Raw genomic sequence first — 12,441 nt, 5'->3', positions numbered from 1 at the left:
GGCTTAGCTGCCGCGCATGGCCTGTTCGAGCTCGCTGAAGCTCGGACGATGTGCCGGATACAGCACCTTGCGCCCGAACTCTACGGCCAGGGTCGGCGGCATACCCGAGGCAGAAGCGACCAGGGTCGCCTTGATCGCTTCGTAAAGGTTCAGTTCTTCCTTGGCATCATGTTCCAGGGCGTTCGACAACGGACCGAAGAAACCGTACGAAGCGAGAATGCCGAGGAAGGTGCCGACCAGAGCAGTACCCACCTTTTCACCAATCTGCGCGTTATCCGCTTCTGCCAGGATCGACATGGTGATCACGATACCCAGCACGGCCGCGACGATACCCATGGCCGGCATGCCGTCGGCGACCTTGGCCACGGCGTGAGCCGGGTGCTCCACTTCTTCCTTGAGGCTGGCCAGTTCCATATCGAACAGACCTTCCAGTTCGTGCGGAGCCATGTTGCCGGAAGACATGATGCGCAAGTAATCGCAGATGAACGCGGTCATCCGCGCGTCCTTGAGCACACCGGGATACTTGCTGAAGATCGGACTGGCGCTGGGATCTTCGATGTCTGCCTCGATGGCCATCATGCCCTCGCGGCGACTCTTGTTGAGGATCTCGTACAGCAGCCTGAGCACTTCGAGGTAATAAGCGTGGGTGAAGCGACTGCCGAACATGCTCAGCGATTTCTTGAACACCGTCATGAACATGCTGCCCGGGTTGGCCTGCAGAAATGCCCCCAGCGCCGCGCCACCAATGATCAGAACCTCGAAGGGGTGGATCAATGCCATGAACTTCCCGCCCGAGAGTATGAACCCGCCGAGCACACAGCCAAAGACGACAATGATGCCTAAGATTTTTACCATGGAATAAATGCTTGCAGAGCCTAGTGGATGGGTTATTGAAAACAACCCTTCTAATTATCGGAACTTATACGCCAGACTATAGCCAGTTATGGTCAAAAGCCAGTTCGACTCGAGCCAATATGTCGACGTCAAAGTCTCTGCCGCGCACTCTGGACGCCTGGGTACAACACCTGGGCAAGTTGCCACTGCCTATCGAGCAGCAGCAGCATTTGCGCCTGCGTCGCATCCTGGGAGACAGCCGCCGAACCTGGCGTGAAATTGCCGAGGCGATAGAATCCAGCCCCTCTTTCGCCCTGCAGGTGCTGCGCGAGGCAAACCAATCGAGCAACAGCCTCAGCGATCCAGCCGAGAGCATCGAAACCGCGCTGTCGCGCCTGGGTCTGAGCCGCTGCGAGGCCCTTCTCAACCAGGCACCCGCCCTACCAGAGAACGACATCCCTCTGGCATTCAAGCAGATTTTGCTTATCAGTCAGCATGCCAGCCAACAGGCTCGCGGCCTGTTCGGCGCGCGCCTGGCGCGCTTGTGGAATGAATTGCACGGCTGCAGCCTGCTGTTTCTGGCGCCGATCTGGCCATTGCTGTGCGCCCATCCGCAGCTGTTCGAGGCCTGGGAGCAACGTGTATTGCTCAAGGGTGAGCGACCGGCTGCAGTAGAGAAAGAGTTGCTCGGCGTCACCTTGATCCAGCTGTGCGTCAAACTCGCCGAGCGCTGGCGACTGCCGGAGTGGATCGTGCGCGGCTACCGCCTGCTCGAGCGTGATCGGCGCCAGCTGGTCCGGGCGCTGCACATCGCACGCGACAACGAACACCCGCTGCATCAGCAGCAGATGCTCGACGCCGACATCCCCCTGCGCCACTGGCTCACCCATCCGAGCAACTGCGTGCTGCTGGCCAACGGCCTGGCAGTATCCGCTCACCATGCCTGGGATACCGCGCACAGCCTGCGCTGGCAGCGCCTTACCGGACTCTACCTGCAGATTCCTCTGAGCGAGCTGCAACAGCAAGTGCACCAGCACGCCGTGAGCAGCGCACGCCTGATTCACGATCACGCGCTGTGGCACCCGGCCCAGGCACTGATCTGGCCATGGGACGCCCATCGCCTGAAACCAGCCGTTGCCGCCGCAGCGCCACCCAAGCGCGATGACCTTGCCACCTGGCGTCAGCACTGTGCACGCCTGCTTGCCGAACCCAGCACGTTTGCCAACGTGCCGCAGCTGACTGCCTGCGCCCGCGACGCCTTGCAGGCCTGCGGCATGAAGCGCGTCCTGCTGCTTCTTGCCGATCGCCAGCACACCCGCCTGCAAACCCAGCAACAGGCGGGGCTCAATGTCAGCGCGGCCACCCTCAGCCTCGACCCGGCACAAAGTCAGGTGTTGAAACGCCTGCTCAGCACGCCGGGACAACTGCGCCTGATGCCCAGCAACGTGGCGCAGTTTTCGGCACTGCTGCCGGGCAACCTCAAGGCCCTTTTTCCCAGCGAGCATCTGCTGCTGCGCTCTGTGGCCAATAACGGTCGGGTAGTGATGCTGGTCGTGGCCGATCAGGGCGGCCAACCGCTCAATGACGTCTGCCTGCAGGCGTTCGGCAAGACCGTGCAGTGCATCGAGCGCGCGCTGGGCAGCTTTTCCAGGCGCGGGCGCTGAAGCGCTCTGTTTCCGCTACAATCGACCTCTTTTCATTCAAGGAGGCCGTCATGTCCGCCTTCGACAACTTGCCACTGGTGATCGAGCCAGCCCAACTGGCCGAACGCCTGGATGCAGCCGACCTGATCCTGCTCGATCTGAGCAGCGCAGCGCGCTACGCCGCCGGCCACATCCCAGGCGCGCGCTGGGTGGATACCAAGCGCACACAACTGGGCGTGCCGCCAGCTCCAGGCCTGCTACCCGAGCGAGCGCAGCTCGAAGCGCTGTTCGCCGATATCGGTCATCGCATGGATGCCGTTTATGTGGTCTACGACGATGAGGGCGGGCCTTGGGCCGGTCGTTTCATCTGGCTACTCGACGTGATCGGCCATCAGCGTTACCACTTCCTCAATGGCGGCCTGCAGGCCTGGATCAGCGATGGCCTCGAACTGAGCCAGGAACAGCCCGCAGTGACCCGCACCGAGGTGGCACTGACGCTGAGCGATGCCCCCACCGCCACCCGCGAGTACCTGCAATCACGCCTGGATGCTACCGACCTGGCCATCTGGGACGTGCGCGGAGCGGACGAATACCGTGGCGAAAAACTGAGTTCCGCGCGTGGCGGACATATCCCCGGCGCCACCCATTTCGAATGGACTGCCGGCATGGACCCACAACGCGGCATGCGCATCCGCACGGATATCGCCGACGTCCTGCAAGGCCTGGGCATCACGCCCGACAAGGAAGTGATCACTCACTGCCAGACGCACCGCCGCTCCGGCTTCAGCTACGTGGTCGCCAAGGCGCTCGGCTATCCACGCGTGAAGGCCTATGCCGGCTCCTGGTCCGAGTGGGGCAACCTGCCCGACACACCCATCGAACGCTGAGTCCGTCGACCATTCAGTTGCACCCGGTCTGGTCACGCCAGTGCCGGTTCAGAACCTTCAAGGAAACACGATGAAACAACGTCTTTTTATCCTCAGCCAGTACCTGCTGCCCCATCACCTGCTGTCGCGCCTGATCGGCTGCGTTGCCGAATGTCATATCGGCTGGCTGAAGAATCCGCTGATCTCGTGGTTCGCCAAGCAATACCAGGTCAACATGAGCGAAGCACAAGTCGAGGACCTGCGTGCTTACGAACATTTCAACGCGTTCTTCACCCGCGCCCTGAAAGACGGCGCGCGCCCGCTGGATGAAGCCCCCGGCGCCATTCTCAGCCCGGCCGACGGAGCGATCAGCCAACTCGGCGCCATCGAGCACGGTCGTATCTTCCAGGCCAAGGGCCACAGCTTCAGCGCTGTCGAACTCCTTGGCGGCGACGCCGAACGCGCCGCGCCGTTCATGGGCGGCCAGTTCGCCACCGTGTACCTCTCGCCTAAGGATTACCACCGCGTCCATATGCCGCTGGGCGGCACACTGAAAGAAATGGTCTACGTGCCGGGCCGCCTGTTCTCGGTCAACCAGACCACAGCGGAAAATGTGCCGGAACTGTTTGCCCGCAACGAGCGCGTGGTCTGCCTGTTCGACACCGAGCGCGGACCGATGGCAGTTGTACTGGTGGGCGCGATGATCGTTGCCAGCGTCGAGACGGTATGGGCTGGCCTGGTCACGCCGCCCAAGCGCGAGCTCAAGAGCACCCGCTATGACGCGCAAGCGCGCGGGCCGATCGAACTGGCCAAGGGCGCAGAAATGGGCCGTTTCAAACTGGGCTCCACGGCCATCGTCCTGTTCGGCCCGAATCAGGTGCAATGGGCCCAGGAGCTGGACGCTGGCAGCGCGGTGCGCATGGGCCAGCTGATGGGCACCGCTCAGAACTGAGCCGCTGAGAAAAGGAACCCGCATCTCGACCGTTCGGTCATAGATCCGTACTCTGACGAGGTAGCCCGTCCACGCGGACGGGCTGCCAGCGCAGACAGATACTGCTAGAGTTCGAAAGACTATTACTAGAGCCGCTTGGCATTGCGTGGCCGGAGTATCCGAGTTTGATGGATAGACAGAGTACCCACCTTCAACTGTTGCGCGTTCCCACGCCGAGCAAGCAGAGTCTGAGCTTCTGCGACGGCAGTCCCCGCGATCTGAAACGCTGGATCGCAGGCCTGCCCAAGGCGAACATCGGTGAAACTGCACGTCAGTTGTATCAGAGCCTGGTGGAACTCAATCAATTCCTCACCCCTTCGGAAAATCGCCTGCAGTTGCTCGAACTGCTGCGCCCGGAAGTAAGCTTCGTCTGCCAACACCTGGAGCGTCACTTTCTCAACCAGGCCATCGTTCTCGACGAGCGCCCGCGCAAGGTGGCCAACCTGTGCCAGGCGCTGCAGAACCACCTGGCCGTCGGCTACAAGCTGATCATTTCCCGCGTGATCGCCCGCAGCGGCAAGGATCGCGACCAGTTGCTCGCCGTCTCCCTGCAGCGCGCTAGCCACAGCCTGTGCAGTCCGCTGATTCGTGCCAGTCAGCTTTACTGCCCGGTTCCGGAAGGGCTCTGGCTGGAGCTGCACCAGCTCTATCAGATTGCCTGCGAGCAGCGCCTGCAGCGCCAGGTCATTCGCGACCCGCTGGCACGCCATACTCAGGGCCTGAGCACCGAGCAGACTTACGTGACCGCGCTGCTGCTGGGCTGTGCGCGCACCAACCAGATGCGTCAGAACGGCATCGCACGTCTGGCAGAAGCGCTGGAACCCTGGAGCGCGCTGGTCAAGCTGCAGCCAGGCGACCATGCCGACAGCCTGTTCGTACTGGCGCCGCAGATCGATGGCCCGCCGCGCTACAAGTCGTTGTATCAGAGCAGCGAATTGCACCACCTGCTGGGTATCGACACGCAGCCGCTGGTCGATGCCATCAAGGAATACCTGGAACTCCCCGAAGACGAGCGCAACAAATCGCGCCTGATGATTCCAGAGGGCATCACCCTCGACTTGCTGCAGCATGTTGCCGCAGCCTGGGGCGACATCGCCGAGCGCACCTTCCAGCGAACACCTGGGCAAGGCAGCCTGACCCTGTGCATCGGCATGACCGCGTTGCATTTCTTCCTCTCCGGATGCTGCTCGTTCGCCGAAGTACTCAAACGTCCGGTCGAGCTGGGCGCTGCGGTATTCAAGCCGTCCACGGGCGAGCCTGATGTCTGGTCGAACGCCTTCGATGCCCAGCGCAATGCGGCTGACGAAATCCACTTCGAAGAGATTCAGTACACCAAGGTAACCCCTGGTGAACAGGCGCAGCCTGAGAACAATGGCGAGAGTTACCCGACCTTCCCCCTGCCAATCGTCAATCACAGCCCCGGCGGCTATTGCCTGTCCTGGCCCAAGGACGTCCCCAGCCAACTGCAGGCTGGCGAGTTGCTGGGTGTACAAGACAACCCCAGCCAGGGCTGGAGCGTGGCCATCGTACGCTGGATTCGTCAGGTCCGCGGCGGCGGTACGCAGATGGGTATCGAGCTGATAGCACCGCACGCGCGCCCCTGTGGCCTGCAGTTGTTGCGCAAGGCCGAGCAGAACAGCCAGTACCTGCGCGCCCTGCTGCTACCGGAAATCAGCGCCATTTCTCGCCCCGCCAGCCTGATCACCCCGCGCCTGCCATTCCAGGAGGGCAGCAAGGTACTGATCAACGACCACGGTGAAGAACACCGCGCCCTGCTCACCCGCAGGCAGGTCAGCACCGGCAGCTTCAGCCAATTCGAGTATCGCCGCGTGGGCGAAGAAGAAGGTGCGCCCGGGACACCGGTCACAGCCTCGCAAAGCCAGAAGCCTGCAGGGGAGGAAGATTTTGACTCGCTCTGGAAGTCGCTGTAGGCTCCGGCGAACTCACCATTTGTCGCCTTTTCGCGTCCGTTCGGCGCGGTAATGACCCCTCTATGGCCATCGAAAAAAAAACCATCCGCCTGCTGATTCTCGAAGACTCGCAGAACGAAGCTGAGCGCCTAGTCAGTCTGTTCCGCAACGCCGGGCATGCTACTCGCGTGCATCGTCTGACTTCCAGCGATGACCTGACGGAGACACTGCAACAGACCTGGGACCTGCTGATCTGCGCAGCGAGCAGCGAGCATCTCGACCCGAGCGAAGCGATCAGTGCCATCCGCCGCCAGGCCAAGGACATCCCCGTCATCCAGCTGGTCGAGGAAAACGATTCCGAGATCATCACCGAAGCCCTGCTGTTCGGCGCGCAAGACGCCCTGCCGCAAGGCGAAGACGAACGCCTGGTGTTGGTAGCCAAGCGCGAGCTGGCCAACCTCGAGGAACGTCGCGCCCGCCGTGCCGCCGAAGTGGCATTGCGCGAAGCGGAGAAACGCTGTCAGCTGTTGCTGGAAAGCTCGGTAGACGCCATCACCTACGTCCACGACGGCATGCACATCTATGCCAACCGGGCCTATCTCGAGCTGTTCAGCTACGAGGATGGTGAAGAGCTGGAAGGCATGCCGATGATCGACCTGATCGCCAGTGCCGATCACGCTGCGTTCAAGGATTTCCTGAAGAACTACCAGAGCGCCGAAGGCAATGCCGAGCTCAATTGCCAGGGCGTACGTGCCGATGGCAGCAGCTTCGCCGCACAAATGACCTTCTCCCCCGCCACCTATGATGGCGAGCCGTGCATTCAGGTGGTGATCCGCGCGGAAACCTCCAATGCCGAACTGGAAGAGAAACTGCGCGAGATCAGCAGCCAGGATCTGGTCACCGGCCTGTTTAACCGCAACCACTTCCTCGAGCTGATGGACAACGCTGCCGAGCGCGCCGTCAACACCGGTCAGCCCTCGACTCTGGCCTATATCCGTGTTGATCGTTACGCCAGCATGCAGGGCGAGATCGGCCTGGCCGGCATCGACCTGCTGCTGACCGACCTGGCCGGCCTGCTGCGCGCACATTTCCCGGCGGAGACCCAGCTGGCCCGCTTCGGTGACGACGTGTTCGCTGCCCTGCTCCCGGGCCAGTCGCCCGAGCAGTGCCAAGCCAGCCTGGTGCCCCTGCTGAAGAAGGTCGAAGCCCACCTGTTCGATGTCAGCGGCCGCACCGCCCAGACCACGCTGTCGATCGGTGTCGCCGGCCTTAGCGAGAAAACCGCCAAGGCGCAGGAAGTCATCGATCGCGCGCACCGCTGTGCCGACGAGCTCAGTGACGGCAATGCCATCAAAGTATTCAACCCGGCCGATGAGCTCGCCGCAGCGGCCAACCGCGGCAGCCTGCTGGCGATGGTGCAGCAGGCGCTGGAGAACAACAGCTTCCGGCTGCTGTTCCAGCCGATCATCAGCCTGCGTGGCGATGCCCACGAACATTACGAAGTGCTGCTGCGCCTGCTCAATCCTCAGGGTACGGAGGTGCCGCCGCTCGATTTCCTTGCCGCCGCCAAGGATGCCGGCCTCGGCGAGAAGATCGACCGCTGGGTGATCCTCAACTCGATCAAGCTACTGGCAGACCACCGCTCCAGAGGCCATAACACGCGACTGTTCGTACACCTGTCCAGCGCCAGCCTGCAGGACCAGACGCTGCTGCCCTGGCTCAGCGTGGCACTCAAGGCAGCACGCCTGCCATCGGACTCACTGGTGTTCCAGTTCAGCGAGCCCGATGCCATTGCCTACCTGAAGCAGGCCAAGGCGCTGACCCAAGGCCTGGCGGAGCTGCATTGCAAGGTGGCCTTGAGCCAGTTCGGCTGCGCGCTGAACCCGTTCAACACGCTCAAGCACCTGCAAGTGGACTTCGTCAAAGTCGATGGCTCGTTCTCCCAGGATCTGAGCAATGCAGAGAATCAGGAAGCGCTGAAAACCCTGCTCAGCAGCTTGCATGCACAGGCCAAGCTGACCATCGTGCCCTTCGTCGAAAGTGCCAGCGTACTGGCCACGCTGTGGCAGGCCGGAGTCAACTTCATTCAGGGTTATTACCTGCAGGGTCCGAGCCAGTCGATGGACTACGACTTCTCGGCCGGCGACGAATGAATCACGCCGACAAAAAAGCCGCCTGAACAGGCGGCTTTTTTATACCCGACGCAACGCCGGTGTTTATTCCTGCCCCTCACGTTCGCGAAAACCGAGCAGATAAAGGATGCCGTCCAGGCCCAGAGTGGAGATCGCCTGCTTGGCCGATTGCTTGACCAGCGGCTTGGCGCGGAAGGCCACACCGAGACCGGCCAGGCCGAGCATTGGCAGATCGTTGGCGCCATCGCCGACGGCGATGGTCTGCTCCAGCTGCAAACCTTCCTTCTGCGCCAGTTCGCGCAGCAAATCTGCCTTGCGCTGCGCATCGACGATGGGCTCGACGGCCACGCCGGTGACTTTGCCGTTCTCGATCTGCAGTTCGTTGGCGAACACGTAGTCGATGCCCAGCTTGGCCTGCAGTTGCTTGGCAAAGTAAGTGAAGCCTCCAGAGAGAATCGCGGTCTTGTAGCCCAGACGCTTGAGTTCGGCGAACAGCACCTCGGCGCCTTCGGTCAGACGCAGAGACGCACCGATCTCCTCCAGCACGTCTTCCGACAGCCCCTGCAGCAAGCCCAGACGCTCCTTGAAGCTGGCGCGGAAATCCAGCTCACCACGCATGGCACGCTCGGTGATCTCGGCCACCTGCTCGCCAACACCAGCGGCCTTGGCCAGCTCGTCGATCACCTCGGCTTCGATCAGCGTCGAGTCCATGTCGAACACCGCCAGACGGCGATTACGGCGGAACACCGAGTCGCACTGGAAGGCGATGTCGACGTTGAGTTCCTGCGCCACGCTGAGGAACTCGGCGCGCAGGGCCACGGGATCGGCCGGCTCGCCACGCACGGAAAACTCGATGCAGCCCTTGCCCTGTTCGGCCGGCATGTCCAGCGGCATGCGCCCGGAAAGGCGATCGATGTGATCGATGTTCAAACCGTACTTGGCAGTGATCGCGCTGACCCGCTGCAACTGCTCGGCGCTGACCCTGCGCGTCAACAGCGTCACGATATGGCGGGCCTTGCCCTGGCCACCGACCCACTGGCGGTAGTCGTCTTCGGAGACCGGGGTGAAACGTACCTGCTGATCGAGCTCGTAGGCGGTGAACAGCAGATCCTTGAGCACCGACTGGGAGCGGCCGTTGTCAGGAATCTCGATGAGGATGCCGAACGACAGGGTGTCGTGGATCACCGCCTGGCCGATATCGAGGATGTTCACCCCGCCCTGAGCCAGCACGCCGGTGATGGCTGCGGTAAGTCCGGGGCGATCCTCGCCGGTGATATTGATCAGGACGATTTCGCGCAAGACGCACCCTCCAAGGCAAACGATTGAGGCAGGCAAGCGGCGAATTGGCCACTGACCGACGAAAAGGCGCACATTCTACCCAGTTTCCCGTCGATCCGGGCAGCCGCGCGCTTTGCCCGCCCCAGACCGCTCGCTATACTGCGCGGCAACTTCAGTCGACAAGAGCCGTGCTCTGTGAACCGGCCCGCGCCCGTCAAACCCGATAACTTCTTCATCCTGATCTTCCACGCGCTGCGTCAGCGGCGGGTGCCTCTGGTGCTGCGCATCGCCAGCCACAGCCTGTTGCTGGTGGCCTTGGCGATGGTCATCTATGCCTGGGTCATGGGCATGCAGTTCAAGCAGGCCATGCAGCAGCAGGCCGATGCACTGGGCCAGGCGCTGATCACTCAGACGGCGGCCTCGGCCACCGAACTGCTGGTGTCCAACGACATCCTCAGCCTCAACGTACTGCTGAACAACCTGGCGAAAAACCCGCTGGTGGCTCATGCAGCCATCTACAGCGTGGACAGTCGCATCCTGGCCGAAGCAGGCGCGCGCCCGACACGTAGCGTGCTGGGTGAAAGCGAAGGTCTGTACTCCACCTCCATCACCTTCCAGGAAGTGATGGCCGGACAGTTGCGCATCAGCCTGGACATGAGCCAGTTCCAGCAGCCGATGACCATCAGTCTGCAGAGCATGGGCATCCTCAGCCTGATCCTGCTGGCCCTCACCCTGTCGCTGAGCATGCGTCTCGGCCGGCATATTTCCACGCCCCTGCTGCAGATGCGCCTATGGCTGCGCGACCCGGACGATCCTGCGCCGGGCGCCGGGCGCAACGACGAGATCGGTGATCTGGCGCGCCAACTGCAAGCGCGCCTGGTACCTGAAAAACCGGAGCCCGAGCAGGAACTGGATGACGAACAACTGCTCGATGACAGCGAGGACTATCTGCACGAAGAAGACGACGAGCGCTTCGACGAGCAGGATGAGATCGCGGCCGAGCATGCCCTCGATGAAGCGGACATCAGCGATGAGCATGGCGATGACGAGCAGCTCAAGCCATGGCCCGACACGATAGAGCCGGATGATCCCTTCGCCGATCTGCGTGACGAGTCCGAGGCACCTGCGCCGGTCGCCAAGGCTCCGCGCCCATCGCAAGCCAGCGCCGTACTGGCCATTCAGCTCGGCGCCCAGGAACAGCTTCGGCGCCTGCCGCGCACGCGCCTGCTGGACCTGCTGGATCGTTATCGGGGCTGCCTGGAACAGGCTGCCGCGCTGTATCAGGGACAACTGCACACGCTAAAGGATGGCAGCAGCCTGATGCTGTTCCATGAGCGTGAATGCGGTGAGGACTATCTGACCCACGCTATCTGCTGTGGCGAGCTGATGCGCGCATTGGGCCACGCCCTGCAGATCGAGGTCGCCGACAGCGGCATCACGCTGCAGCTGCAGTTGGGGCTGACCCTGGGCAGCGACCTGGAAGAGCTGGGCCAGGCCGACCTGCTGCTCAGCGACAGCGCTCTGGATGCCCTGGCGTTGTCGCAACACAGTCGCAACCTGCTGCTGGTCGAGCAACGCGTCGCGCAAGATGCCCTGGCCCGCCAGCGCGCCCGCATCCGCCCGATTGCCAGCCCGGAAGGGGCCAGCTGCGTGGAGCGCCTGCTCGATCCTTATCCGGCCCTGCTGGAGCGGCAACTGACGCGCATGCGCGAGAGCCGAGCGTGAAAGCGGCGAAGCCTATGTAGGGCGGGTGCAACCCGCCAGACGGCCAACAGCGGGTTGCACCCGCCTTACGCACTGACCAATGCGCGCCGCTGCGGCGTCTTTACACCGTAGCGCTGCAACCAGTCCTTCCAGCGAATCCGCTCATCACGCACCAGCCAGCCATCCTGTTCGGCAAAACTCTCCGACAGCCAGACCCCTCGGGTACTGGCGGGCAGCAGCTCACCCTTGCGCAGGGTGAACAACCCACCGCTGGGCGCACCGCGCTGCAATGCCAGCAAATAGATATCTGGCCGGCGACGCTCCAGACGCGCCACCAGGCGGCCGTCTTCCAGGCATTCGTCGACATGGAACAGGCTCAGTTGCCGAGCATCGCGCGGTAGCTCCAGGCTCAGGTCATAGACCAGCTGCAAGGATGCGGTAGGCAGATGCACATAGGCGCGCGGGCGCTCGAGCAAGGTCAGGTTGCCGCACTGTACCGGCCGGGCAGCGCCGGACAACGGGCTGAGGCGAAAATGGCTCGACTCGCGATAACGCAGCGCGCCCTGATAGGGCGTAGGCAACCATGTATCGGCGAAACGCCCGCTCAGCCAGCCATCGGCGCTCTCCAGCAGGCACTCCTCGGCGACTTCCTGAATGGCCGTGAGCAACGGCAGATTGAGCTCATGCGCTGGCACATAGCCGGAAATCAGCTTGAGCACGGTGTCGCCGCGATCCGGACGGCGCTGACGCACCAGCAGCCAGTAGTCGCGTCCATGCAGACGCAGGGTCAGGCGCACCGATACTCCGAGGTTGGCCAGTTCGACGGAAAACCGCGAGTTGTCCGCCACGTTGATCGGGCGGCGACGTTCGAGCATCTGCTGGAAATTCAGGGGCTGTCCCAGGCTCTGGTAGCTCAGGCCATCAGGGCTGGCTTCGACGAACAGCGGCAGGGTCTTGAAGTTACTCGGGTCCTTGCGGATCAGCGTACGCGGCATCTCGACTCCTTGTTCCGGCTGGGCGTGAGGCGGCTCGGCAGCCAGCGCTCACGCGAGGATCAGGTTGAAGCGAAAACCGCTCAAGGCT

General features: G+C 62.6%; 9 protein-coding genes. 6 read left to right on the top strand and 3 right to left on the bottom strand.

The window, feature by feature from the left end; translation table 11 throughout:
- Positions 1-3: 3 nt before the first annotated feature.
- A complete protein-coding gene (gene motA, locus GV002_RS15165) occupies positions 4-855 on the bottom strand; it encodes a flagellar motor stator protein MotA (RefSeq protein WP_160019203.1) in 852 nt (283 codons plus the stop codon).
- A 119-nt stretch (positions 856-974) separates the two neighbouring features.
- Here motA and GV002_RS15160 point away from each other — a divergent pair, with 119 nt between their 5' ends.
- The 5 genes from GV002_RS15160 to GV002_RS15140 all read left to right on the top strand — a co-directional run bounded on the left by GV002_RS15160 (position 975) and on the right by GV002_RS15140 (position 8,397).
- Entirely contained in the window at positions 975-2,498 is a 1,524-nt protein-coding gene (locus GV002_RS15160; protein ID WP_160019202.1) for an HDOD domain-containing protein, read from the top strand.
- Between the two features lie 50 nt (positions 2,499-2,548).
- Entirely contained in the window at positions 2,549-3,364 is an 816-nt protein-coding gene (locus GV002_RS15155; protein WP_160019201.1) for a rhodanese-like domain-containing protein, read from the top strand.
- 70 nt (positions 3,365-3,434) lie between these two features.
- Complete coding sequence (gene asd / locus GV002_RS15150) at positions 3,435-4,295, top strand: archaetidylserine decarboxylase (protein WP_160019200.1); 861 nt, start codon at positions 3,435-3,437, stop codon at positions 4,293-4,295.
- 167 nt (positions 4,296-4,462) lie between these two features.
- Positions 4,463-6,265: a molecular chaperone gene (locus GV002_RS15145; protein ID WP_160019199.1), complete on the top strand. Its 1,803-nt coding sequence runs from the start codon at positions 4,463-4,465 to the stop codon at positions 6,263-6,265.
- Positions 6,266-6,327: 62 nt separating this feature from the next.
- Entirely contained in the window at positions 6,328-8,397 is a 2,070-nt protein-coding gene (locus tag GV002_RS15140) for an EAL domain-containing protein (protein ID WP_160019198.1), read from the top strand.
- Positions 8,398-8,460: 63 nt separating this feature from the next.
- Here the strand turns inward: GV002_RS15140 and serB are convergent, their stop codons facing one another.
- Positions 8,461-9,675: a phosphoserine phosphatase SerB gene (serB, locus tag GV002_RS15135; RefSeq protein WP_160019197.1), complete on the bottom strand. Its 1,215-nt coding sequence runs from the start codon at positions 9,673-9,675 to the stop codon at positions 8,461-8,463.
- A gap of 174 nt (positions 9,676-9,849) precedes the next feature.
- On the opposite strand from serB, the gene GV002_RS15130 reads away from it, so the two are divergent.
- Entirely contained in the window at positions 9,850-11,379 is a 1,530-nt protein-coding gene (locus GV002_RS15130) for an AhpA/YtjB family protein (RefSeq protein WP_160019196.1), read from the top strand.
- Between the two features lie 65 nt (positions 11,380-11,444).
- Here GV002_RS15130 and GV002_RS15125 read toward each other — a convergent pair whose 3' ends face one another.
- Positions 11,445-12,353 carry a metal ABC transporter ATPase gene (locus GV002_RS15125; RefSeq protein WP_160019195.1) on the bottom strand — a complete coding sequence of 303 codons (909 nt, stop codon included), beginning with the start codon at positions 12,351-12,353 and terminating at the stop codon, positions 11,445-11,447.
- Between the last annotated feature and the right edge of the window lie 88 nt (positions 12,354-12,441).

Source organism: Pseudomonas sp. 8O (assembly GCF_902506495.1).
GTDB lineage: Bacteria > Pseudomonadota > Gammaproteobacteria > Pseudomonadales > Pseudomonadaceae > Aquipseudomonas > Aquipseudomonas chaetocerotis.
This window is presented reverse-complemented; position numbering and strand designations above follow the sequence as displayed.

Excerpts from the sequence above, each read along its gene's own strand:
- motA (WP_160019203.1), bottom strand. The coding sequence starts at position 855 with ATGGTAAAAATCTTAGGCATCATTGTCGTCTTTGGCTGTGTGCTCGGC.
- GV002_RS15160 (WP_160019202.1), top strand. The coding sequence starts at position 975 with ATGTCGACGTCAAAGTCTCTGCCGCGCACTCTGGACGCCTGGGTACAA.
- GV002_RS15155 (WP_160019201.1), top strand. The coding sequence starts at position 2,549 with ATGTCCGCCTTCGACAACTTGCCACTGGTGATCGAGCCAGCCCAACTG.
- asd (WP_160019200.1), top strand. The coding sequence starts at position 3,435 with ATGAAACAACGTCTTTTTATCCTCAGCCAGTACCTGCTGCCCCATCAC.
- GV002_RS15145 (WP_160019199.1), top strand. The coding sequence starts at position 4,463 with ATGGATAGACAGAGTACCCACCTTCAACTGTTGCGCGTTCCCACGCCG.
- GV002_RS15140 (WP_160019198.1), top strand. The coding sequence starts at position 6,328 with ATGGCCATCGAAAAAAAAACCATCCGCCTGCTGATTCTCGAAGACTCG.
- GV002_RS15125 (WP_160019195.1), bottom strand. The coding sequence starts at position 12,353 with ATGCCGCGTACGCTGATCCGCAAGGACCCGAGTAACTTCAAGACCCTG.